Source organism: Pedobacter jeongneungensis (assembly GCF_000633455.1).
In the GTDB taxonomy this organism is placed as follows: Bacteria; Bacteroidota; Bacteroidia; order Sphingobacteriales; family Sphingobacteriaceae; genus Pedobacter; species Pedobacter jeongneungensis_A.
In genome coordinates, this window is record NZ_AYMG01000008.1 from 106,463 (window position 1) to 131,721 (window position 25,259).

Consider the following 25,259-nt stretch of genomic DNA (forward strand, 5'->3'; position numbering starts at 1 on the left):
TCAAAAATTAATAAATAGCAAGATGACCTACGCTTCAGACTAAAATCCTTGCGTGGTGCAGGCTAAAATTTATGGCATTAGGCCATACAAAAAATAATGATTATATGAGTTTAGGCGGTTGCCAAACATCAACAGGCTGTTTTTTTAAATCAGAGCAGTAAAAGCCCGGGTAAGATTGCTGAAAAACAGGAACGACAACTGTAGTTGTTTTTTCAAGAGGGAAATGTTGTGCCACTGAACAGCAGGCACAGCTGCAGAACGGCGGACACATTTCGCCGCCGGCATGTTCGCCTTTGGCAGCATCGCGGTGAACAACAGTTTCGAACTGAGCGCTTGTAACCATATCATCCCTATCCTGGCAAGGCGTAATGCCCAGAAGGATGAGATAAAGGGAAAACAAAAGCACAAAGTATTTCATTGGAAGCAAATGTAATGATTATCGGGATAAAAAGGTAAAAGAAGTGAAGTCGTCATTCGTCAACAAAAAAGCCTCCAGCGGTTAAGACTGAAGGCTCTTGTTTTTCCCAAAACGCAATAATTTAATTATTTCGCGCTATTTTTTTTCTCTGTTACTTCAGCTCTGATATCCTGAGCTAAAACTTTAAGATCTTGCATTGCTTTACGTACACGTGTACCTGCTGCTGCATTTCCACCATCATAAAACTTGGTTACATCTGCCTCAACTGAAGCGATCAGATTCTGTACTTCTTTAAATTTGTCCATAATTTTTTTTCTTATCAGGATGATAGACCATCCATAATTTAATATTTATACGCTCTGCTCAACAATAAGCAGGCCGCAAAACTAATCATTTTATTTACAATCAGCTGTTACAGCCCAATAAAGACGTTTTTTTAAGCAATTTATTGCAACCAAGGATTTATTTAATGATGTTGAATTAAATCCCTTCCATTAATACTGTTTCTTCAACGGCCTGAGGTAATACCGTTTTACCCGTATTTTTTCTGGCAATGATCTGGCTTACCCTGAACAGTAAAAATATACTGAGCGCCGATATGGCCACTACTACATAACCCACCGTATTATAATGTTCGAGGGGGCTAAATTTCGTTTGTTGCACCACAATCATCCCGGCAGCTGTGGCTGCAATACCACCTGCAATTTGCTGCAATGAAGCATTAATGCTCATAAAAGCACCACGATCGGCCATATCGGGCACGGCACTTGTTAGCGCACTCGAAGGAACCATCCTGCTCAGCATCCCCATCATCATCAACACATTAAATACGAGCACCAGATAAAATGGCGTGGCTGATAAATTGGTGTATATCACACAAACAAACATCAGCCATATCGTTGCGATGGTGAAAAGTTTAAATTTGCTTACTTTATCACTTAACCTGCCGATAAGCGGCATAATCACTAATGAGCAAATGCCAGAGGTCATAAATAATATAGGCAGTTGTGCATTGGTCAAGCCGAGGTTATTCACCGCAAATGCACTTCCAAAAGGCATCATCATAAAACCGCCTACCGATAAAACTGCTGTCGCGGCAAAGCCAATACGATAATCACGTTTCGCAACAGTATGCCATAAATGTTTCAGTGCCGATTTATCGCGTTGCACCAAAAGATGCTGATTAACCGGCTTTAATTGAAGCAAAATCACAATGGCAATAATAAGCCCAAGTCCCGCTGTTAACAAAAATGGCGATTCCCAGCCCCATGCATTTGCTACGTAAATGCCAATGGGAATGCCTAATACCTGACTGGCACCAAAACCCATCTGCACGAACCCCATTACCCTTCCACGTTGTTCAAGAGCAAACAGATCGGCAATAATGGCTAACGAAATAGAGCCTATTACACCTCCAAATAGTCCGGTGATAATTCGTGCGGCTAAGAGCATTTGGTAAGTAGTGGCCAATCCACATAGAACCGTGCCGATAATAAAGCCTGAATAAAAAAAGACCAAAAGCTTTTTACGGTCGAATTTATCTGCAAAACCTGCCGTAAGCAGGCCCGATATCCCCGCACTAAAAGCATAAGCCGATACGGCTACACCAAACGCAGCTGGTTTAAGATCGAGCGATTTCATCAGCATATCGCCCAATGGCGACATGATCATAAAATCAAGTATCACGGTAAACTGGGTCATGGCCAGTATAAATACCACAATTTTCTGGTACCCCGTAAATGGAATAATATCCTGTTTATTTTTCATTTTATTTTTTCTTTTTAAGTGAGTGTACAGCATTCGAAGCCGCAACCCTTAATTAATTGTATGATGTAATTGTGTTGTAAAGAGGCAGATATAATGCGTAGCACACGGTCTTCATCATCAAGGTCGATGTTCCACTCTGTTATACCCTCTTTGGTAAAAACAACCCTTAACAGCTCTTTATCAGCGGCTTCGAGATTGGTTTTAAATAATAAGATGTGATTAAAATTTTCCATTCATAAATGAATAATTATTTAATAATATACTTCAAAAAAAAGGCTTTAGTTTTTTAAAGCCTTTACTACGCGGTCGAACGCGGCCCACAATATCTCATCGGTAATCTGAAAAGGTTTACCTCCAATACTTTTTCCCCTATGGTGAAAACGGAGCAGGGAATATAAAGGTGAATAAGCCACCGACCAATATACCTCGAAAGGCATTTCGTCCATTTCGCCCCGCTTTACTACATTGTGGATAAATGTGGTGATGTCTTTTTTAAACAGGCTCATTAAGTTTCCTTCTTCACCATTAAACATCTTCAAAAACTGATCCTGATAAGTAGAGCTGTTGATCTGATCAAAAAACTGCCCAAGCATAGGGTTTTCGATCATATAATTAAAACGGTTTCGCCATTGGATACGCAGTCCATCCTCTAACGACGCTTCCGGATCAAAATCAAGTAGCATGGCCTCTTCCATCCTCGCCCCTTCTTCCATCACGATTTTAACAATCAGATCATCTTTATCCTTATAGTACACATAAGGCGTACCCACCGATATGCCACAGGCTTTAGCCAGTTTATTGATGGTAAAACCCTCCAGGCCATATTTTACAATGGTTTCGATGGCTTTTTGTTTTACTAAAAGTTCTTTATTGATATCCCTTGTCCGCATGACCAAATTTAAACTACGACAAAACTAAATGATTATTCATTTATTAACAAATAAATCAGAAGATATTTTTGTCAATAAATGATTTCGACCTAAATAAAGCTCTTTTAAATAATTTCTAGCTCCGTTTTCCCCTGTGGAATGTAAAAAGTAAATTCGAGTTCCATTTCTTCCTGTGCTTTTTCATTTCTAAGCTTGATTACCGAACCTCCCTGTGGCGTAACCAGGCTAGCTACTTTGCCGTTACCGAATATTTTAACCTGTGCATTTGCCGGAATTGGTATCATTTTAAAGCCAGATTTTAAATCACCCAACATACTTTTTATCCTCACTTCGGTTTCTTCTTTGCTCAAATACATGGTTACCGCAGCGACCTGTTCTCTATTGGCGATCAGTTTTTTTAACTGCTCCATATCTGCCTTTGCGATCAATTCTGCTAATTTTTGATAAGCGCGGCGTAATTTATCATTCAATCCGGCAACCGATTTAAGATCAGTACCATTTTGATAAGCAGTGATGTTATAAGGCACTTCGGCATTAAAAGTAGCTGTTTGACTAAGGAAAGCTTGTTTTTTGGCTGGGTTTACCTTTTCAACAGCATACTCACCGGGAAGCTGTTCTTTAAACTCAAGGTTTTTAGCCGCATCATAAACTTTGATGGTATATTTAAAACTGGCATTTGGGTTCAATACCTTCTGCCCTTCCATTGGCAACACTTTGATGCTAATCTGCTGTTTTCCACTTTGTAAAATGGCCGAATTGATCGGGATTGTTGAAGAAGCTTGTCCAGGTAAATCAAGTGTAAATACCAATACATCATTAACCCTTACTTCGAACATGCACATAGCGGCACTAAAATCGATTTGGTAATAAGGTTGCACAGTAGCATATTCTGCCTTTTTTCAATTTTTACAGGCGCAGGATTTAAAGAAATAGGGTTTTGGGCATTGCAGCCTATCGATAAAAATATTGCTGAGAGCAATAATAAAGCAGTGATTTTCATATCAGATGGTAATTGGGTTTTGGTTTATGGAAAAAACGTGAAACCGGCTATTTTGTTTGACGATGCTATTAAATCAAAAAGGCCGCAACATCCATTGCGGCCTTTTCTTATCAACTAACTAAACCTGTATAATACTAACCAAATATTTTACACCACAAAAGTAAAGATGATATATAAAGCTGCTGTTAAGATTAAGTTAAAAGCTAAATATTTAACAGTAGTTAAAACGATGAATTTTCTGCAATCTATCAAGTTAAAAAATACAGTTTAAACAATTATTACTAACTAAAAATACAACATTAAACCAATATGTTGATTTTTATCATCAAAATAATTTCAAAATTGCCTTCAAACTGTAATATTAAACATACAAAAAGTTCGGAATTATATTTTTATATTTTATCTTTGCGCCATGAAAATTGCCAAATCAACTTCTTTTGTACTCCTTTTAACTGCCTTAATATCTTCATCATCAATCCAGGTGATGGCTCAACAAAACCAAAGCAAACTGGCAACTCCAATTGAAAACGTTGACAAAGTAAATGGCAATGCTGTAATCGAAAGATTAAGTGCACAAAAAAAGAGCCGTAAAAATGGCAATGCATCAAAAGCTGAATACATCATCAACAGAAATAATTTAACCATCATTACGTTTAACGGACTGGAATATTTTGTAAAAAATAACCGCGTTATTGGCATCCAGGGACTGGAGCTTTCTGAAGAGGTATTAGATCAGATTACTGATAAACTGGTATTATTGGATAAGGTTCAGCATGATTATAGTGAGCGTGCAGCAACTGAATATGACAACCGTTTATTCTTATTATCGCTAAAAATGCTTTCAAGCACCACAAGAGATATTGCTGCACTTGCAAAAGCAGAAAACCCATCTTTAAATGTAGAAAACAACATCGCAAAGATGCGTTTACCAAATGTAGACAGGGCTTTAGAAAACCAGGCTACTCAAACACTGGTACAGTTGAACAAATAATATTTTTCCTTTTTCGGGATATAAAACTCCAATAGATTAATCTATTGGAGTTTTTTGTTTTTAATGACTAACTTCTCTTTTGAAAAGCACAGTCAAAATGCGAGAGATCGTCATTTCGAGCGCAGCCGAGAAATCTTTAAACTATATTAAGTAAAGAGGCTGAGATCCTTCCTTCCTTCCTTCCTTCCTTCCTTCCTTCCTTCCTTCCTTCCTTCCTTCCTTCCTCCTTTTTTGTCCGATTACAAACAAGATGTTCGATATCGGGCATTTATGTTTTTAACACCAAACACAAATAACTGAATAACAAATACTTAACAATGGCACCCCTATTGTAAAGCCAGATGTAAATTATTTTTAAATGGACAAACTCATTGAAGAAGAAGTTTCTTCGAAAAGGAAGAAAAAAACCTACCTCCTTATTTTCACTGTCATAATCGCTTTAGCAATCGCCATTTGGTTTGTTCGGTTCTTTTTCAAGCCATCGTTAACCCTGGCCGATTTTACCACGGCTAAAGTAGAAACAGGCATCATCGAAAATACGATTAATGCAACCGGTGAGGTACTCCCTGAGTTTGAAGAGGTTTTAACCAGTCCGATTAATGCATCGATCAAAAATGTGCTGATGGATGCAGGCAATAAGGTAAAAAAAGGAGAATCGATCTTATCGCTTGATAAATCAGTGAGCGAAACAGATTATGGTAAACTGGAATTTCAGATGGAATCGAAAGAAAATGAGATCCGTAAACTGAAACTCGATCTGGAGAAAAGTTTTTTCGATATCAAATCAAACAACAGCATTAAACAGTTACGGATCAGTAACCTTAACGATGCGGTTTCTTCGGCAAAAAGATTGTTAAAAGCGGGCGGAGGAACCAAAGAAGATGTAGAAGCTGCAGAGCTGAACCTGAAAGTTGCCGAACTGGAAAAACTTCAGCTGGAAAACGAGATCAGGAGCAAACAGCAAACCATGAAAATCGAAATCAGGGAAGCAGAAATCTCTCTGGCCATCCAAAGGAAAGATCTGGAGGCTTTAAAACGTAAACTTGACCTGGCTGATGTAATTGCTACCCGGCCTGGTGTAATTACCTGGGTAAATAAAAACATAGGTGCGAGCGTACACGAAGGTGACGCTTTAGTGAGAATTGCGGATTTAAGTGGATTTAAAGTGGCCGGAAGCATGTCCGATAACCTGTTGGATAAAATACATAACAATATGACTGCCATTATCCGTATTGGCAATACGCAGTTACGCGGATCGGTGGTGAATATATCTCCCGCGGTAAACAATGCGATTGTTTCTTTCGACATCCAGTTGAACCAAAAAGACAGTAAAGAACTGCGCCCAAACCAGAAAGTTGATGTGTTTTTAGTTACCGCTACCAGAAACGGGGTTTTGCGGTTGGCCAATGGTCCTGCATTTAATGGCTCGAACCTTCAGGAAATTTTTGTACTGAAAAATGGGGTTGCGGAACGCCGATCTGTTAAAACAGGTTTAAGCAATTTCGATTATGTAGAAATTCTGAGCGGATTAAAAGCGGGTGAAGAAGTGATCACTTCAGACATGGGCGACTATAAAAACACGAAAACCATCACCATCAGTAATTAAAATTATGCGAATGAAATTTTTACTTATGGGTTTGTTAGCGATATTTAGCTCTAAAGGTTTCTCCTCTCAAAAAGCAGATACCTTGCAATTTACCTTACAACAGGTGGTAGAAATGGCCAAGGCTAATTCTATCGCTGCCAAGCAGGCCATAACGGTTAAGGAAACCAAATACTGGGAATGGCGTACGTTTAAATCTAATTACCAGCCTCAATTGGCCTTGCAGGGAGTTTTACCGGGTTACACCAAAACCTATACGCAGGTGCAACAACCTAACGGAACCATCCTTTTTCAGCCTGTACATTATGATAACTCATCGCTAACATTAAATTTTAGCCAAAGCATTGCCACCACGGGTGGCACAATTTATGGCACCACACAGTTACAACGCTTTGATGATTTCGACAGGAACAGCGTGCTATATAATGGTATTCCATATGGCATTGGTTATACTCAGCCCCTGCTTCAGTTTAATAATTTAAAATGGGACAAGAAAATAGAGCCTTTAAAATTTAATGAAAGTAAACAGGTTTTTATAGAAACGCAGGAAAAGATTTCCATTACAGTTACTGAGTATTTTTTCGATTTATTGCTCGCACAGGTAAACCTGAACATTGCCGATGTAAACTATACCAATACCAAACGCATTTTAACCATTGCCGATACCAAATTCGAGCTGGGTAAGATTTCGAAAAATGAGATTTTACAACTTCAGCTGGAAGTTTTAAATGCCCAAAAAGCAGTAGGAACGGCTAAACGCGATGTAGAAATTGCAACCCTGAACCTACGGAGTTACATTGGTATTGAAGGTAACGACAGGATTAAACTGGACATGCCCTCTGTAGTAGCCCAAATGACAGTGGTTGCCGAAAAAGTATTGGCCGAAGCTTTCGAAAACCGCTCGGAAGCCATAGCCTTTATCCGCCGTATGGCCGAAGCAAAAAGAGATGTAGCAAAGGCCAAAGGCGAAAACGGTTTAACCGCAACATTACGTGCCAACCTGGGATTTTCTAATGCGGCCAATAGTGCTTTTGATATTTACCGTTCACCAAAGAACCAGCAATCAGTAGAGTTACAGCTTTCTATCCCGGTAATGGATTGGGGAAGATCAAAATCGCGTACCAAGACTGCTCAGGCAAATGAACAGTTTACCACCTATGCCGTTGAGCAGGACAAACAGACTTTTAAACAACAGATTGTAACACAGGTAACACTTTTTAATATGATGAAAGAGCAAATAAAGCTGACAGATGAAGCCGAGAAAATTGCCGCCGAAAAATACAAAATAGCCAGCGAACGTTATGTATTGGGCAATTTAAGCATCACCGACCTTAGTATTGCCTTTCAGGAAAACGACAGGGCAAAACGCGATTATGTTTCGTCTCTACGCGATTTTTGGGGCGCCTACTACCAACTACGTTACCTCTCACTTTACGATTTCGAAAAAAACAGAAAAATCACCTATTAATAAATCTTAATCACTAATTATACATTATGATACGCTTACAAAATATTGAAAAAGTTTACCGTACCGATACGGTAGAAACACTCGCCATCAATGGGATCAGTCTTGATATTGCAAAAGGTGAGTTTCTTTCCATTATGGGGCCATCTGGCTGTGGCAAAAGTACACTCCTTAACATTATGGGCTTATTGGATGAGCCTTCTAAAGGGAACATTAGCATTGATGAGCAGGATATCAGCCGGTTTTCAGACCAAAAACTGGCCAAATTCAGAAACCAGAAGCTGGGTTTTATTTTTCAAAGTTATCACCTTATTAACGATTTACGGGTACTTGATAATGTAGAACTGCCCTTATTATACCGTAATTCATCGGCCAAAGAACGTAAAATGCTCGCTACCGCAGCTTTAGAAAAAGTTGGATTGAGCAACCGTTTAAAACATTTTCCTACACAGCTTTCGGGCGGTCAGCGGCAACGTGTAGCCATTGCAAGGGCCATTGTGGGCAATCCGCAGATTATTTTGGCCGATGAACCAACAGGAAACCTGGATAGTGCAATGGGAAATGAAATTATGGATATCCTCATTAACCTGAATAAAAATGAAGGTACAACCATTGTAATGGTTACGCACGATGAAAGTATGGCACATAAAACACACCGACTGGTGCGTTTATTTGATGGTTCACAAGTTCAATAAGCTAAAATTATGCTAAAAAACTACTTTAAAATAGCCATAGCTGTACTGAAGCGAAGAAAGTTCTTCACCTTCATCAGCCTGTTTGGGATTAGCTTCACACTCACCATTTTGATGGTGGTTACGGCACTCGTGGATAAAATGATTAGCCCGGATTACCCTGATTATAAAAGAGACCGCTCGTTATATATAGAAAGAATTGAAATCAAAAACTCCAAAGAAGGCTGGATGAATAGCAGTAATGTTTCAGTTTATTTTTTGGAACATTACGTAGCCACCTTAAAAAACCTCCAAAAAATGGGCATTACTTCCAGTGCTAAAGCATCAAATGCCTATGTAAACAATAAGAAACTGGTCATCAATTATCAATACACCAATGCCGGTTACTGGCATATACTCGAATATAAATTTCTGGAAGGGAAAGCATTTTCGCAAAAGGAAATAGACAATGCGGAGTTAGTGGCGGTAATATCTGAAGAAACAAAAAAGGCCTATTTTGGTGATGAAAAATCGGTTGTAGGCAAATACATTTCTGCCGACAATATCAATTACCGGGTTATTGGAGTGGTTGAAAACGTATCAGAAACCGTCCGCAATTTTAGTGGAGACATGTATTTACCTTATAGCCTTTCGAAAGATAACCGCGACAATCAAAATATAATGGGTAATTATAATGCTATTCTGCTGGCAAAAAGTAAAGCAGACGTTCCTAAACTGAAAAAGGAATTCGACCAAATGGTGAAAAAAGTGCCAATCCCCAAAGATTTTGATAAACTGTACTGTAACGCTGATCCATTTTTCACCAGCATTAGCAGGAGAATTGGAGGCGATTCGACAAATGGCGCAGTTACAAAAGTGATTACTATGGCCGGCGGATTCGTGTTGCTGTTTTTGCTGCTTCCAACCATCAATCTGGTTAACATCAACATCACCAGGATTATGGAACGTTCATCAGAAATTGGTGTCCGTAAAGCATTTGGCGCCTCCTCCAAAACATTGGTTTACCAGTTTATTGTAGAGAACATGATCCTGACCTTTCTAGGTGGATTTATTGGTGTAATCCTTTCACTGCTGGTGATTGCATTCATTAATGAAACAAATTTTCTCTCAAACATAAACCTCACTATGAATTTCTCTGTACTGTGCTATAGTTTCCTTGCCTGCGTATTTTTCGGATTGATTTCTGGCGTTTATCCGGCCTGGAGGATGTCGAAACTGAATGTAGTGAAAGCACTTAAAGCCTAAATTAAAAGATATTATGATGTTTAAACACTTATTTAAATTGATATGGAACAAAAGGAAACAGAACTTCCTTTTCCTTTCCGAAATCCTCATTTCTTTTCTGGTCATATTTGCCGTTTTTTCTTACCTCACCTATTATTATCAAAACTATTCCAAACCACTTGGTTTTGATTACAAGAGGGTTTGGTCGGTTTCGTATGGAAATCGTCAGCTCCCAAAAGACCGTGATTCGCTGGTTATTTTTTATGATAACCTCACCAAATCATTAAAGGCCATGCCTCAAATCGAAAATGTGACTTTTTCCAGTTCGAATTATCCCTACTCTGATAGTTTTATGAGTACAGGTTTAACACAAAACAGGCGGAAATTTGATCGTGTAAGTAACTTTATGGTAGGCGATGATTATCAAAAGGTATGGAATGTTCCATTGCTCGAAGGAAGGTGGTTTTTACCGGAAGATGCTGTTGGTAAAGATAAAGGCGTAATTATTAACGAAACTTTGAAAAATGAGATGTTCGGCAGCCAAAAAGCTGCAGGCAAACTGATTGGCGATTTTGACGATAAAAACAAGTTAAAAGTGATTGGCGTTGTTGCGGATATTAAAGCAAATGGCGATTTCCAGCCGGGAAACAATGCCGTGTTTAGCCGTTTAGATACAGGTTATTTAAGATGGACAGGCACACTTTTAATCAAAGTACGTCCAAATGCCGATGCAACATTCGAAAGCGGGCTTTATAAATTTATGGCAACCACCACACACAGTGCAATAGAAATACAACACGTAGATGAAATGCGTGATACGAGAAACAGACAAACCATTATTCCGATGGTTATTTTTATCATCATCGCCACTTTTCTGATCATTAATGTGGCACTTGGCTTGTTTGGTGTATTGTGGTATAATATCAATAAAAGAAAAGGAGAAATCGGTTTGCGCAGGGCCATCGGTGCAAGCGGCCGTTCGGTATCTTACCAACTCGTGCTGGAAGCAATGATATTGGCAACCATGTCGTTAATTGTAGGTTGTTTCTTTGCTATTCAATTTCCGTTGCTAAGCGTTTTCAACATTCCTGCAAGCGTTTATATTGTTGCCATGTTGTTATCTATATTATTTATCTATCTGCTGGTTTTATTCTGCTCTTTGTACCCTGGCAAACAGGCCGCAGGCATCCACCCTGCCATTGCATTGCATGAAGAATAATACTTATCTTAACTTCGCATATGATATTAATTGTTGATGACGATATAGCGGTACGAACTTCACTTTCACTTCTTTTAAAAAGCACTGGAAATGAAATTGTTACTGTAGATAGTCCGGCTCAGGCTTTTGAGGCAGTTAAAACCCAAAAGCCTGAACTTGTTGTGCTGGATCTGAACTTTTCTATTGATACCTCTGGAAAAGAAGGCATGCAGCTGCTCAAAAAAATAAGAGCCTATGATGCCGCTTTACCTGTTATTTTAATTACGGGCTGGGCCAGTATCGAACTGGCAGTACAGGGCATGAAACTCGGTGCCAACGATTTTATCAATAAACCCTGGAATAATGATTATGTACTGCAGTCGGTAGATACTTTATTGCAGCTGAACGGTAAAAAAGCAATATCCAGAAGCAGAAAAGAACTTGATAAAAAATACAATTTTAAACAAATTATTGGTGAGGATCCGGGACTGTTATCCATTCTTGAAACCATCGGACGTGTGGCCTCTACCAATGCCTCCATCCTCATTACCGGCGAAAGTGGCACAGGCAAGGAACTGATTGCCGAAGCCATCCACGAGAACAGTAACCGCATCAACAAACCATTTGTTAAAGTAAATCTTGGTGGTATTTCTTCTTCTCTTTTTGAGAGCGAAATGTTTGGCCATGTGCGTGGTGCCTTTACCGATGCCCGTTTTGACAGAACAGGCCGTTTCGAAATGGCCAATAAGGGAACCATATTTTTAGATGAAATTGGCGATCTGGAAGCCTCAAGTCAGGTTAAACTGTTAAGGGTATTACAAGATCGAACCTACGAAGTATTGGGCAGCAGCCGTACTAAAACCGTTGATACCCGCGTAGTTTGTGCCACCAATAAAAACCTGAACGAAATGGTTGCTTCCGGCCTGTTCAGGGAAGATTTGTTATACCGGATCAATTTAATTACCATCCATTTGCCTGCTTTAAGGGAACGTTCATCAGATATTCCGCTGCTGGTTAATTTCTTTATTAAGAATATGAAAGAGATTTACAACCGCCCTGATTTATCGATATCGCCGCAGGCCATGCGCTGGCTGCAACAACTGCCTTTACCCGGCAACATCAGGCAATTAAAAAACCTGGTAGAGCGTACGGTACTGATCAGCAGTAAAAACGAACTGGGCATTGATGATTTCCAATCGCAGTTAAATTTATCTCCACAGAAAAATGAAAAAGTAAAACTGCCAGGCGTAGGCACAATGACTTTAGATCAGATGGAAGCCGAAATGGTTAAACAGGCCATGAATTTTCATAAAAACAGGATTACCAAGGCCGCAGCATCTTTAGGCATTACCAGAAACGCCTTATACCGCAGGTTAGAAAAATATCAAATCCCTTTTAATGAAACTGAAGACTAAGTACATCCTTTTCTTAGTAATACTGCACCTCACCTGTCTGGTGATGAGTTATTTCATTTTTAAAGAAAATAAGCTCATTTTTCTACTAACAGAGGTATTTATTATCATTTCGATCCTCATTTCACTCAGTTTATATAAACAGTTAATTGCACCCCTCACCTATTTGCGGCAGGGTATTTCGGCCATAAAGGATAAAGATTTTAATGTTAAATTTCTTCTAACGGGCAAAAAAGAAGTGGATGAACTGGTGGATGTGTACAACCGGATGATCGACGAGCTGAGAACGGAACGTACCAAACAGCAGGAACAGCACTTCTTTCTCGAAAAACTGGTGCAAACTTCGCCAACAGGCATTATTATACTGGACTACGACGGGCATATTAAACAGATCAATCCAAAGGCAACTGAAATATTGGCCGATAATCCGAATTTGCTTAAAAACCAGCTTCAGGGCATGAAAACCGGCAGTTCTAAAACACTGCGTACCAATGGGCTGCACACTTACAAAATACAAAAATCGAGGTTTATTGATCGAGGTTTTGAGCGTATTTTCATTATGCTCGAAGAAGTAACCGCTGAGATTTTCGCCGCAGAAAAAAGTGTTTACAGCAAGGTAATCAGGATGATGGCACACGAAGTAAATAATACCGTTGGCCCGGTAAATTCCATCATCAACACCGCGTTATCACAACAAAACCTTTGGTTAAACGATGATGATGCTGCCCTGAAAAATGCAATGAAAGTGGCTGTAGACCGCAACCAGAACCTGAATGTATTTATGCGCAATTTTGCCGACCTTGTTAAACTGCCAGAAGCTAACCGAAAGAAAACAGACCTTGTGGCGTTGATCAGATCGGTATCCGAGTTAATGCATTATCCTGCAAACGAAAAAAACATCACAATTAAGATTGAACTGCACCAAGAGCCCTATTTTATCTTTGCTGATGCAGAACAGATGGAGCAGGCTTTGATCAATATTGTTAAAAATGCAATTGAAGCCATTGGAGATACAGGTTTGATAAAGATCACTTTAGATCAATTGCAACGCTCCCTCACAATTTCAGACACGGGAAAAGGCATTTCGCAGCAGGATACTGAACAATTGTTTAGTCCGTTTTTTAGCACCAAAAAGGACGGCCAGGGCATTGGTCTTACCCTTGTGCGTGAGATTTTGTTGAACCACGGTTTTGAATTTTCATTAAAAACTGTAAAACCAAACGATACACAATTCGAAATTAAATTAGCACCTTAACCAATTAAATATCAATTAATTGCTTCCACTGTATAAAAATATAAGCGCTTATATGAAGCTTAAATTTCTTATATCGTTCAAATCTTTATTGTTTGAAATTCCTGCAGTAAAGATTGCTTTAGCCAATTGTAACATTCCACATCTTTCATCATCTTATTTGGATAAAAAAAGAATAGTCGAATGAATGCAATTTCGAAGCGTAAAAAAGTACATCTGATTTTATTGGTTTTAGCTTTGGCAGCAACGGCTTGCATGGAATTGGGTTTCAGGGCTTATCTTTTTAAACATTATGGTCATGATTCTATATTGGCTGGTTCCATTCCAAATTTTATAGCGGTTGTGCTTATCACATTGATTTATACCGTGGTTAAGGGAGAAAACGAAAGTTCATTAAAAATGAGTTCAATGGGCTGTTGTATTATGGTTTTCTATGAACTTGCCCAACCACTGATAGCAGGCAGAACTTTTGATGTATTTGATATAGTGGCTTCGCTTATGGGTGGCCTGTTCGTTTTTTGCCTGCTCACCATCGTCGACCACTATTTTAAGTCTTCTCCGTTAAAACCTTAAATCGTTAATTGGAGTTCATATTCTGAAGCTTATTGCTTAAATTAACATTAAAGAAAATCAGTTCTTTTAGGGCTATGCCCGCACAACAAAAGAATAGGATATGAATACCTCAAACGTACCTTACAACTGTGTAATCTTAGATGATGAAGCCATTATGATCAAGATTATAGAACGTTATATCTCCAATATCGAAAATCTTAAATTAGTGGGAAGCTTTACAAGTCCGGTAGATGCCATGGCCGCTTTTAAACATTACCAGCAGGTCGATTTCCTTTTTTTAGACATTGAAATGGATGTTTCCGGATTCGACATTGCCCGAATGCTCAGAAACAATGTAAAATTTATCGTATTCATCAGTTCGCACAGTATATACGCCATCAGCGATTTAGTAAATGGCGATAAATTATTGGTTAAACCAGTTGATTTCAGAACATTTCACGATGCAGTAAACCAGTTAATTTCCAAAACCCGCTAAAAACAGCCCCTAAATCATCCTAAAACCCAGCCAATAAAAATCTATCCGGGCATTTTTCTTTCCAGCCAGTTAACGTATGGTTTGCAAATACAACTATTCCATTAAGCCGAAAAGCGCCTAATCCTTCACCGAATTATTTCATCCACTCATGGAGTAAAACTGCCTATTTAACTATTGTTCATTTTATCATAATCAACCTTGAAGTAAGTTTACAGCAGATCATTAAGAGCGTTGATCATCAGGCGTTAACTGTTGAAATCAAATGAGTAAGGGATGACTCTTTATTTCACACTATCTTTTTAAGATAGTACCAGTTATTGCGAAAAGAGGGGAAAAGTACAGGGATATACCAAGTACCCTCTTTTTATTAAGTTAATTGAACTGATACAGCGTCAAACATGAGCTTTTAAAGCTTTATTAGCAAAAAATATTTTTTTTATTAAAACGCAATCACTTTCTCTCCGGTTCACGGAAAAAAATGGGGAATTTTTTCCCCATTTATATTAAATTCCACACCACACTTTTATCAAAACATTAACATTACAATAAGATTTTTTTTCTATAATATGTAAAAAAGGCCGCATCCGCGGCCTTTTGTCCCTAGTGAGTTTATCTTTTTCAAGATAAACGTTGAATTGTACAATAATTAATGCAAACAAAATGCCTGTTTAATTTCTGTTGCCACTTTTTGCCTGTCTTACACCTTGGTCTCCAGTTAGGTTTAAGCGGTATACAAAAGTTAACCGATATCTTGCACCATTAGGAATGCTTACTTGAGAGACTGTAAAATCTTGTCCGGTTGTTGTAGTGGAGAATTTCCTAAGTTCGAACAGGTTGCTTACATCGAAAAGCAGGCTTGCACGGTCTTTCCAGAAATTTTGTGCCAGCCCCAGATCTATCCCATGAATGGCCTTCCTTTTACTTTGAGCAGCATCGCGCGGGCCTGAGAAATTATAACGCAATTGTACACTCGATTTACCGGGCAATTTTACCTGTGTACCAAACCTACCCGTAATGGTATGGCCAGAAAATGCAAAATCCTGACTGCTGTAAAACCCTTCCTGACGAAACCTATAGGCATTCAATTCCATGTTCATCTGTAACCATTTATACGGATTATAAAGCAGGGAAAGTTCTATACCCGATCGCTGTTCCAGGTCGATATTAACCGGAGTAGAGATAAAAAGTCCGTTTTCACGGTAACTGTAATCGATCATTAAGCCTGTTTGGTGCTGGTAATATACTGATGGATTTACGGTTAAAGTACCAAGATGAGTAAGCAATCCAAGTTCGAAAACGTCTGCATAAGAAGGATTAAGCTCAGGATTACCCACATAACGCGAATTAAAATCGGTAAGTTCGTTAAAGGGATAAAGATCGTTCAATGCCGGACGGTTAATTCTTCTGCTGTAACTCAATTGTAAAGTAGTTCCTTTTACGGCCTCGTAGCTAAGATGCACGGTAGGAAAAAGTTTAAAATAATTTTTAAGGTTATCGTAAGCATTGTTTCTATCGGCTATTTTAACCCTTGTATATTCACCCCTCAAACCAAGCTGATAGGAAAAATGGCCTGTTTTATTCCTCAGTTGTATATAACCACTCCCAATTAATTCATTATAAATTACCCCATTGTCAATGCCATCGATGGTTGCCCATCCAGTTGCAGTTTCACTCTGAGCAAGAAAATCACTGCTTACGCTTCTGTTTTCACCTTTAATACCATATTCGAGCACGGCATTACTATCTATTGGAATGGTCATATCGCTTTGCGCGGCAAAATCACGGTTAGAGCCAATTGAGCTGGTGCGGATTTGTGGCAGTTCCTGTAATGCAGGTGCCGTTTTTTGGGTAGAGAGGTTCCAATCTTTATCACTGTTCCAAAAATCATATTGCATATCTACTGTGAGTTTTTTCCCTGGTTTCTTAAAAAGTCGGGTGTAATTAAACTCTAATTGGTTATAGTTTCTCCGCTCCCACGATTCTCCATTTCTATGAAGTGCACTATCTAATCCGGCACCCATTATCGAATAATCGTAACCTAACCTTGTTTTATCATGATCTTTAGTTGCATTTAACAGATAGGCCAGGGTAATGGTATTTAGGCTATCGGGTTGATAATCTGCTCCGAAATAGGCCATTCTCCCATCATCATGGCGGTTTTCGTCCTGCCTTTGGTTAAGCAAAACCGAAGTTCCGTTCTGTCTTACCGATTGATTGGTGGTGTAAAGCCCTACATAATCCGAGAAACGTACCCCAATGGTAGAAAAAAGATTGATTTTATTGGATTTAAAATTCAAACTGGGCGAAACCCGCGTTTCATTAGGGGTACCGCCAACAAGCCTGATCTGCCCGTTAAAGCCACTTTTTTTATTTTTCTTTAATACGATATTAATGATTCCTGCAGAGCCAGAGGCATCGTACCGTGATGATGGATTGGTAATCACTTCTACCCGCTCAACCTGATCGGCAGCAACCTGCTCGAGTGCCCCACCTGCGGTTAATCCCGAACGACGGCCATTAATCAGCACCAATACACTGCTGTTTCCGCGTAAACTTATGGCACCACCCGGATCTACACTAACCGAAGGTACGCCAGAAAGCAATTCTGATACTGATCCCGATTGCGAAAGGATATCTCTCCCTACTTCGAACACTTTTTTATCGAGTTTTAAACTGATTGCCGACTTCTCTGAAGTAACGGAAACTTCTTTTAACAAAGTAGGATCGGGTTCCATCAGTATGGTTCCCAAATCGGTTGTTGTTTTTCCCTCCGCCAAAATCAATGCCTTGGTTAATTTTGCATAACCCATAAAACTAAACTGAATAGTCACTTCATTTGCACCTGAAAAGGTGAGCGAGAATCTCCCCTTCTCATCGGCCATTCCTGAAACGAGATTCTTACCTTGCCCATCAACAATAACCAGGGTTACAAAAGGGATTTCAGTTTTAGTTGAGCGTTCTTTGATCTGCCCATTTACAGTATGCTTTGGTGCCTGTGCAAAGCACAAAACCGTGGTATAAAAACTTAAGAATAAAAGCGTAACGATGTGTTTCATGCTGCAAGATTAGCATGCGGAAATACCAGATTGATAAAAAAACATGTGAACGGCTCTATATCCTTTTGAAATGCACCAACAGGGATTATCTTTATACTACTTTTGATCTATGAAACCTGTCTACTTTATGCTCTTCCTCGCTATATTATGTACTTCGTGCAAGCGGCAGGTATTTTATGATGAATTTGATCCTGTTTTTAAAACAGGCGACAGTATTAAATGGTCGGCTAAAAACCTGGATCAAAAAGGATGGAAGATAGACCGAGGTTTTACGGGTAAAAATATCTTTTGGGTAAGGGCCAATGTAAAACTGATTTCCAACGCTGGCGGGCGGTTAGGGCTTCAAGTGGATGCATTTGGCGCTTATGAAATTTATTGGGATGGTGTAAAAATCGGAAATAACGGAAAACCGGGCTCAATAAATAAACAAGAGATTCCAGGAACAGAATGTCAATATTTCCTCCTCCCCGATTCGCTTTCGCAGCTGGGTTTACATACGGTGGCTTTACGTACTACCCAATTCAGTTACCCTAAATTACAACGTGGCATAGGCCTCAAACTGGATACTTATATCAACCTGATTAAAATACCTTTGATTATCTCATCGCTGATGTTTATCATGGCCGGGGCATTTTTTATCGCCTTCTTTTATTATGCTTTTCTGTATTTCAATAGTCATAAAAGGTCTTACCCGATACTCATATTCTCGATAATCTGTCTCCTGTTCTTTTCGCTGTTGATTATGGAGTACATTAAATATTATATCGAAATCCCCTATCCGCAGTTTTTCGTCCGTCTGGAAATTATCGGATGGTTAACCTTCTCGATATCAATACTGGTTCCGCTATATTTCAGTATCCAATTCAGGCTGAAAAGGAAATTATTATTGCTTTCGGCACTGCTTTTAACCCTAGTTTCGATCTATATTTATCATTACGGACATTATGATATTTCGGCCAGATACTACAGCTTCGCGATGTGGATTACCACAATGATCATCGTTTTAGAAGCCATTTACAGAAAAGAAAAGGGAAGTTTTTTGGTGCTGGCGGGCATGCTTGCCAGCACGGTGATGAACAGCTACCTGGTTTACGATTTTGGCATTTTTATCTTTTATACTTTTATTGTATTTGCGATGCTTTATCTCCACACCATCAAAATGCGGGAAATTGAACTGGCGCACGAATCTTCGCTATTGCTTTCCTCACGTCTGCAGTTGGAGCTAATCAAAAAGAACATACAACCACATTTTATCAAAAACACGCTTACCTCGCTGATGGATTGGGTGGAAGATTCGCCTAAACAAGGGGCCGAATTTATTCAGGCACTTGCCACTGAATTCGACATCATGAACAAAATAGCTGAAGAAAGCCTGATCCCTATCCGCCAGGAAATTTCGCTGTGCCAGATGCACCTAAAAGTAATGGGGTTTAGAAAAGAAATTGCCTATCAATGGGAAGATTTTGGGATAAAGGATGATGAACTGATACCTCCGGCGATCATTCACACTTTACTGGAAAACGGAATTACTCACAATGCACCCTATCAAGATGGCACGATGAAATTCAGGCTAACATACAGTGAAGATCTACACCTCAAGGAATATGTTTTTGAAACCATTGGCGAAAACAGGGAACTTTCAGATGAGCGGATTGGTGGCGGAGGCTTTAAATACATCAGGGCAAGACTGGAAGAGAGTTATCCGGGCAGGTGGACTTTCAGTTCATCGGCATCAAACCAAGGCTGGATCAGTAAAATCACCCTTTCAGATACAACAATATGAGGATACTGATTATTGAGGATGAGGCGCGGATTGCGCGAAGAATTGAACGCATGACCAACGATTTTTTCGAAGGAAATGCTACGATAAGCATTATTGATTCGTTAAAAAAAGGAATAGATTTTTTAGAAAATGAAACAATAAACATTTTATTGTTAGACTTAAACCTTAACGGACGCGATGGTTTTGAGGTACTGAGCACCATGACATCGAGATCTTTTCAAACCATTGTGGTATCGGCCAATACCGAAAACGCACTCCGGGCATTTGAGCTTGGTGTATTGGATTTTGTACCAAAACCTTTTGACCGTGAGCGGCTCTTTCTTGCGCTCAACCGGGCGGTTAACCTAAAAAAAGAAAACAACAATTCGATCCGTTATTTATCGGTAAGGAAAACCGGAAGTATAAAGCTGATTGAGCTTGATCAGGTGGCATATATTCAAGGCGCAGGGATATATAGCGAAATCAATCTTTTAGATGGCACAAAAGAATTACATGATAAAGGACTGGATACACTTGAAAAAATCCTGCCAACCGGTTTTGAACGTATCCATAAATCTTATATTATTAATATTGTACAGGCCGATCGGATTCTGGTTTCATCTGGCAGCAGGTACAATTTACAGCTCAAAAACGGAGAAGTATTACCAATTGGGAGATCGCGTTATAAGGATTTTAGACAGCAATTTGAAAAGCATATAGATTAGTTAGTCACTATTATTAACCACAAAGACACGAAAGCACAAAAAATTATTGAACATTAAGGAATTAAGAAAATTAAGAAGTTTTTGAATGGTCCATGTATGCGATTTGTCTTCGGACTTCGGTCTCCCGACTTTCAGACTATTTTACCATTAAGAAGTTAAGAACATTAAGAAAAATTAGCTGTTGATATGCGATTTGTCTTCGAACTTCGGTCTCCCGACTTTCGGACTCTTTTACCATTAAGGAGTTAAGATCATTAAGAAAAATTAGCTGTTGATATGCGATTTGTCTTTGGACTTCGGTCTACCGACTTTCAGACTCTTTTACCATTAAGGAGTTAAGATCATTAAGATTTTTATAGGAGATTGCTATTAGTCATTGGTTTCCATCTTACATCTTCCATCATAATTGCCATTAGATTGTAAACATGCCCCATTCATACATTTTGACTAATTTATAGGAGTTTTAGACCTTTCAAGACAATACTTAGAAAACGATTTTTGCTTTCGCTTTTACACTATTCAGATGAGTGTAAACAGCGCAGTCTGCTTGCGTTCCAGCAAAGCATAAATTGTATTAAATATGTTAAAGAAAACTATAAAACCCAGCTCAAAAGGCTTCAAAACAGCTATTATCAGATTTATTGTATATGGTGTAATCATTTACCTTGCTGCCGAATTCTTAAAATGGAATGTTAAGCATGAAATGGGACAAAGCAAATTTACTGAAGATTCTGTGGTAGAAGCGGTTCAAAGTATCATCCTATTGGCCTGTTCGTTAATTTACCTGCGTGTTTCATTCAAATACAAATCGATGTTCCCACTGGCCTTTGGATTGTTTGCCTTTACATTTGCTTCGCTAATCAGAGAACAGGACGCGCTTTTAGATGAACACATTTACGACGGTGCCTGGCAAACAGCTGCATTTAGCTTATTGATATTAGCTGCGTTTCTAATTTACAGGAAGAAAGATATTTTCCTCTCCAACATGAACGATTTTGTTTCTAAATTCTCCTTCGGCATTCTCCTGTCTGGCATATTTACAACTTATATTTTTGCACGTTTATACGGGAGAAAGATATTCTGGATGGCGGTGATGGAAGCACAATATACACGTGATGTAAAAAATGTTTCGGAAGAATCTTTAGAACTTTTTGGCTATACCTTGATTCTTATAGCAAGTGTAGAGTTTTATTATTTTGCAAAGGCCCATCATATTATTGCCGTTCGTGATAACGAAGAAACCAGGAATCAACCAAATGTTTATCTTAAAGTAGGTTCGTAGAATTTCGGATTAATTACTATCATTCTGAACGCAATGAAGAATCTGCAACCGATAAACATAGAACCTATACCTCATTGCAAAAGATTCTTCGTTGCACTCAGAATGACAAGAAACTTTAATCGTCCCCTTTGCAACCATAGGTATGAAAGTTTTGATTATAAGGCACTATTAGCCACTTCACATTTTCTATCATTAACTATCAAGACACGAAGGCAATAAGAATCTTTTGTCATTTCCCTGAACCTCGTCTTCTGATTATCGGAAATTTACCATTAAGAAATCAAGAGCATAAAGAAAGGCTTTGTTTTTTGTACTGTTTGCTTAAATTTCGGACTAGCCCATCGTCCATCTTACATTTCCCGTCTTCCATCATTATTATATCCTTTTAACAAAATACCCGATAAAGTCTTTTAGTCTGGTATTCTTAACCAGATAATTGAAGCTGATGATACCAATCGCAGCACAACTTATCCCGGCAAGTACATCCAGCGTATAATGATGACTGGTATAAACGGCCGAAAACCAGATTCCAATCATTACAACAAAGAAAAAGATGTTGATCTTCCCTAACCTGTTTTTCAAACCATAATAGGCAACGATTACCGGATAGGAAGAATGAAGTGACGGCATGGCTGCAAATACATTAGAACCTTTGCTGTATATCCCCTGAAAAAGCGTGATGTTAAAATAATGATCGAACCGGGCCAAACCAGCAGTATTACCAGGAGTTTTGGCTATAAACTCAAATCCATGTTGTTGCACATACCAGGGCGGTGCTGCGGGGAAAGCATAATAAACCACAAAACCCAACAGGTTTACCCAAACAAAAGTGAGCGAGAACCGGACAAACTGCGCTTTGTTTTTAAAGAACAGGTAGGTAGCGAAAGCCAGGGGAACAGGCACCCACATCAGGTAAAAAAGGCCGGTAAGTACATCTAAAAATGTGATGCTGTTCAGTTTCCAATATTCGTTTGGTGTAAGTTTTATTCCATTATAATTGATGCCGAAAATGCTTTTCTCCAGTTCATATAAATCTTTGATGTGAACGGTATTAAACAGGTAATTCGGAAAAGCCTTCATGTAATCGAACAAGATCCAATATACAATGAAAATCGAAAAACCGAGGATAAAACGCCTTGTTCCGGCCGAGATATAAAACAGGCTGTTAAAAATAAAAATCAGCACCAGCTGATCGGTTTTGAAACCCACCAACAGTGCCGACAGCAAAAGGTAGCCGATCGAAATGGCAGTGGTGAAATACACATTACGAAGGTTATAAAAACTGTTTTTAAGCAAAACTTCTTGCTGCATATTATTTTTTATCAAAATTCGATCTGAAAATGTGATCCCAGAAAGTCCAGCTTACCCCATACCCTTTTGTCGAATCTGAATAATGGTGAAGCATGTGGTGATGTTTTAACTTTTTCCAGAAACCGCTTTTAAAATTAGCATGATGAAGTGCATAATGTACCATATCGTAAAAGAGGTAACCGATCATAAATCCCGAGAAAAATGGATAAACGGTTGTTACAGGCAATATCCAATCGAAGAGAAAGTAAAAGCCTAAAGCCATTGGGATGCTGGCAGAAGGTGGCATCACCAACCTTTTGGCATCATTGGGGTAATCGTGATGTACGCCATGAAAAATAAAGTGAATTTTCTTTCCCCACTCCACATCTGGTTCGAAATGAAAAACATAACGGTGCAGGATGTATTCGGTAATGGTCCAGATGGCCAGGCCAAGCAGAAACCAGCCTGCAAAATTTAAAACCGGCATTTGTATTTCTGCCAATGCTTTCCAAAACAGAAAACCAATAACAGGCACATAAACAATTAACGGCACATAAAACCGTACTTTAGATAAGCTTTCTAAAAAATCATTTTTGAACATCCTGATGGATGCGGTAGAATTTGAAACAAAATTCTTTTTCATTTGGTAAATTATTTTTAAGTGGTCTTTGACTGCGCTCTTTTTTCTCCTGTCATTCTGAACGCAGTGAAGAATCCCTAACCGATGAAACACGGAACCCAATCCTATATCAAAAGGTTCTCCGTTGCATCCGATAGCTATCGGATCAGAATGACAGCATGGGTACCCTCCGCTCGAAATAACGAACTGGGTGGGGACGCCACTCGCAAAACGCCATCCGCAAAACACTTAGCGCTCCCCTCCACTACACCTTTATCCTTTCAATCAATACTTTCGAAGGCTCCGAAACATCGTAACCTCTTATTTCTACATATTTTACATTTGGAAACCAGAAGGTACCTCCTTCAATCCGCAGGAATATCCGCTCCAACTGCATTTTTTTATTGTTAATCGTTGCAAAAACATGGTATTTTTTATCTGCGCCCGATTTATTCAGGTACATTGGCAGTTTTTTATGCGAGGTAAAGCGAAGTTCGAAATTACCATTGCCTAAATCTTTGCTGATAATGCCATAGGCAAATTTCCGTTGGATATAACTTAAATCTTTCTTCTCGCCATTATCTCCATAACGCATCCAAAACACATTTACAGGTTGATCTTTATTCACTACTCCGTGTTTGTCTACATTTAACTGGCAGATAATCGTATTGGTATTCGGATCACGCTGTAAATAAAACAGTTGGTTGCTGATGTCTTTTGGTGTTGGAAAAGTAATCGGCGAAGGGTCGCTTCCCTGCGCATTCGCATTGAAAGCAAGCATGCCACTTAAACTGGTCATCAAAACCAGTCCGGCAATTAAAGCGGCCTTATTATTTCCTTTTCTTTCGTTAAATTCCTGGGCTTCCAAACCTTTTTTAGCTTCCTGCAAACGTTTAACGGCTGTAATGTTGGTTAATAAAGCCATGATGGTAATTGGCAAGGTAAAAATCGACATTGTTTCAAAAACATGGAAGGATATACCCGGCACATAAACTTTATAATCGCCACCGATAAAGTGCCCGGCAACGCCACAGGCAATAGCGAAAACACCAATGGTGACCACCCGTTCTGGCCGCTGCATTAAACCACCTTTACATTCTACGCCCAAACCTTCGGCCCTTGCGCGGGTATAACTTACCATCATCGAACCAATCAGGGCGATAAAGGCAAACAAAGAACTTAAAAAGTAATGATGTGCCACGAGATAATAACAGATACCCAAAAACATAATCATTTCGCTATAACGATCGAGCACCGAATCGTACAAAGCCCCAAATTTCGAACTCATGTTCCCCAAACGGGCCACCTGACCATCGAGCATATCGAATAAACCTGCAAAAAGCACCAATGCTCCTCCCCAACCAATGTACGACATATCGCCGCGGTTTGATTTTTCGGCTCCCAGTACAAAAATGACGGCCACACCGATATTCAGGATCAATCCAATGGTGGTTACCATATTAGGCGTTAAACCTATTTTAATCAAGCCCTTTACAAAAGGATTGATTACTTTATATATGCCCTGCTGGAGGCTATCCCTTAATTTTGTTTCCATTGCATATTTT

24 protein-coding genes are annotated in these 25,259 nt (G+C 39.1%); 13 read left to right on the forward strand and 11 right to left on the reverse strand.

Features of this window, described 5'->3' with window-relative positions; all coding sequences use genetic code 11:
- Positions 1-100 precede the first annotated feature (100 nt).
- The 6 genes from U859_RS0106870 to U859_RS0106895 form a co-directional block, all read right to left on the reverse strand.
- Positions 101-418: a DUF6660 family protein gene (locus U859_RS0106870; protein WP_025142679.1), complete on the reverse strand. Its 318-nt coding sequence runs from the start codon at positions 416-418 to the stop codon at positions 101-103.
- A gap of 125 nt (positions 419-543) precedes the next feature.
- On the reverse strand, positions 544-723 hold the full coding sequence (locus tag U859_RS0106875) for a hypothetical protein (RefSeq protein ID WP_025142680.1): 180 nt from the start codon (positions 721-723) through the stop codon (positions 544-546).
- A 175-nt stretch (positions 724-898) separates the two neighbouring features.
- Entirely contained in the window at positions 899-2,185 is a 1,287-nt protein-coding gene (locus U859_RS0106880; protein WP_025142681.1) for an MFS transporter, read from the reverse strand.
- Positions 2,186-2,199: 14 nt separating this feature from the next.
- On the reverse strand, positions 2,200-2,418 hold the full coding sequence (locus U859_RS0106885) for a hypothetical protein (protein WP_025142682.1): 219 nt from the start codon (positions 2,416-2,418) through the stop codon (positions 2,200-2,202).
- Positions 2,419-2,463: 45 nt separating this feature from the next.
- On the reverse strand, positions 2,464-3,075 hold the full coding sequence (locus U859_RS0106890) for a TetR/AcrR family transcriptional regulator (protein ID WP_025142683.1): 612 nt from the start codon (positions 3,073-3,075) through the stop codon (positions 2,464-2,466).
- A gap of 104 nt (positions 3,076-3,179) precedes the next feature.
- Positions 3,180-3,911, reverse strand: a complete 732-nt coding sequence (locus U859_RS0106895; protein ID WP_025142684.1) for a hypothetical protein — start codon at positions 3,909-3,911, stop codon at positions 3,180-3,182.
- A 576-nt stretch (positions 3,912-4,487) separates the two neighbouring features.
- Here U859_RS0106895 and U859_RS0106910 point away from each other — a divergent pair.
- Entirely contained in the window at positions 4,488-5,066 is a 579-nt protein-coding gene (locus U859_RS0106910; RefSeq protein WP_025142686.1) for a hypothetical protein, read from the forward strand.
- Positions 5,067-5,202: 136 nt separating this feature from the next.
- Here the strand turns inward: U859_RS0106910 and U859_RS32465 are convergent, their stop codons facing one another.
- The gene (locus tag U859_RS32465) at positions 5,203-5,334 is read right to left on the reverse strand and encodes a hypothetical protein (RefSeq protein WP_262496785.1); all 132 of its coding nucleotides are present in this window, start codon (positions 5,332-5,334) and stop codon (positions 5,203-5,205) included.
- Positions 5,335-5,424: 90 nt separating this feature from the next.
- Between U859_RS32465 and U859_RS0106920 the strand changes: the two genes are divergently transcribed.
- The 9 genes from U859_RS0106920 to U859_RS0106960 all read left to right on the forward strand — a co-directional run bounded on the left by U859_RS0106920 (position 5,425) and on the right by U859_RS0106960 (position 14,960).
- Positions 5,425-6,672 carry an efflux RND transporter periplasmic adaptor subunit gene (locus tag U859_RS0106920; RefSeq protein ID WP_025142687.1) on the forward strand — a complete coding sequence of 416 codons (1,248 nt, stop codon included), beginning with the start codon at positions 5,425-5,427 and terminating at the stop codon, positions 6,670-6,672.
- Positions 6,673-6,682: 10 nt separating this feature from the next.
- Positions 6,683-8,137, forward strand: coding sequence for a TolC family protein (locus tag U859_RS0106925; protein ID WP_240183022.1), 1,455 nt, complete (start codon positions 6,683-6,685; stop codon positions 8,135-8,137).
- Positions 8,138-8,163: 26 nt separating this feature from the next.
- Positions 8,164-8,829, forward strand: coding sequence for an ABC transporter ATP-binding protein (locus U859_RS0106930; protein ID WP_025142689.1), 666 nt, complete (start codon positions 8,164-8,166; stop codon positions 8,827-8,829).
- Between the two features lie 9 nt (positions 8,830-8,838).
- Positions 8,839-10,071 carry an ABC transporter permease gene (locus tag U859_RS0106935; RefSeq protein WP_025142690.1) on the forward strand — a complete coding sequence of 411 codons (1,233 nt, stop codon included), beginning with the start codon at positions 8,839-8,841 and terminating at the stop codon, positions 10,069-10,071.
- A 13-nt stretch (positions 10,072-10,084) separates the two neighbouring features.
- Positions 10,085-11,269 (forward strand): ABC transporter permease, encoded by a 1,185-nt coding sequence (locus tag U859_RS0106940; RefSeq protein WP_240183023.1) that lies wholly within the window; start codon positions 10,085-10,087, stop codon positions 11,267-11,269.
- Positions 11,270-11,289: 20 nt separating this feature from the next.
- Entirely contained in the window at positions 11,290-12,663 is a 1,374-nt protein-coding gene (locus U859_RS0106945; protein WP_025142692.1) for a sigma-54-dependent transcriptional regulator, read from the forward strand.
- A complete protein-coding gene (locus U859_RS0106950) occupies positions 12,647-13,915 on the forward strand; it encodes a sensor histidine kinase (RefSeq protein WP_025142693.1) in 1,269 nt (422 codons plus the stop codon). Before U859_RS0106945 ends, U859_RS0106950 begins: the two co-directional genes overlap by 17 nt.
- Positions 13,916-14,095: 180 nt before the next feature.
- Entirely contained in the window at positions 14,096-14,485 is a 390-nt protein-coding gene (locus U859_RS0106955) for a hypothetical protein (protein ID WP_025142694.1), read from the forward strand.
- A 100-nt stretch (positions 14,486-14,585) separates the two neighbouring features.
- Entirely contained in the window at positions 14,586-14,960 is a 375-nt protein-coding gene (locus U859_RS0106960) for a LytR/AlgR family response regulator transcription factor (RefSeq protein ID WP_025142695.1), read from the forward strand.
- A 668-nt stretch (positions 14,961-15,628) separates the two neighbouring features.
- Here the strand turns inward: U859_RS0106960 and U859_RS0106965 are convergent.
- On the reverse strand, positions 15,629-18,016 hold the full coding sequence (locus U859_RS0106965; RefSeq protein WP_025142696.1) for an outer membrane beta-barrel family protein: 2,388 nt from the start codon (positions 18,014-18,016) through the stop codon (positions 15,629-15,631).
- A 109-nt stretch (positions 18,017-18,125) separates the two neighbouring features.
- On the opposite strand from U859_RS0106965, the gene U859_RS30315 reads away from it, so the two are divergent.
- From U859_RS30315 to U859_RS0106980, 3 genes are all read left to right on the forward strand, one after another.
- Positions 18,126-19,799, forward strand: coding sequence for a histidine kinase (locus U859_RS30315; protein ID WP_115684141.1), 1,674 nt, complete (start codon positions 18,126-18,128; stop codon positions 19,797-19,799).
- Positions 19,796-20,503: a LytR/AlgR family response regulator transcription factor gene (locus U859_RS0106975; RefSeq protein WP_025142697.1), complete on the forward strand. Its 708-nt coding sequence runs from the start codon at positions 19,796-19,798 to the stop codon at positions 20,501-20,503. Before U859_RS30315 ends, U859_RS0106975 begins: the two co-directional genes overlap by 4 nt.
- 580 nt (positions 20,504-21,083) lie before the next feature.
- The gene (locus tag U859_RS0106980) at positions 21,084-21,785 is read left to right on the forward strand and encodes a hypothetical protein (protein ID WP_025142698.1); all 702 of its coding nucleotides are present in this window, start codon (positions 21,084-21,086) and stop codon (positions 21,783-21,785) included.
- 375 nt (positions 21,786-22,160) lie between these two features.
- Here the strand turns inward: U859_RS0106980 and U859_RS0106985 are convergent, their stop codons facing one another.
- The 3 genes from U859_RS0106985 to U859_RS0106995 all read right to left on the reverse strand — a co-directional run bounded on the left by U859_RS0106985 (position 22,161) and on the right by U859_RS0106995 (position 25,249).
- The gene (locus U859_RS0106985) at positions 22,161-23,096 is read right to left on the reverse strand and encodes a phosphatase PAP2 family protein (protein ID WP_025142699.1); all 936 of its coding nucleotides are present in this window, start codon (positions 23,094-23,096) and stop codon (positions 22,161-22,163) included.
- A 1-nt stretch (position 23,097) separates the two neighbouring features.
- Positions 23,098-23,718 (reverse strand): sterol desaturase family protein, encoded by a 621-nt coding sequence (locus U859_RS0106990; protein ID WP_025142700.1) that lies wholly within the window; start codon positions 23,716-23,718, stop codon positions 23,098-23,100.
- Positions 23,719-23,959: 241 nt separating this feature from the next.
- Positions 23,960-25,249, reverse strand: a complete 1,290-nt coding sequence (locus U859_RS0106995) for a DUF4833 domain-containing protein (RefSeq protein WP_025142701.1) — start codon at positions 25,247-25,249, stop codon at positions 23,960-23,962.
- Positions 25,250-25,259 lie beyond the last annotated feature (10 nt).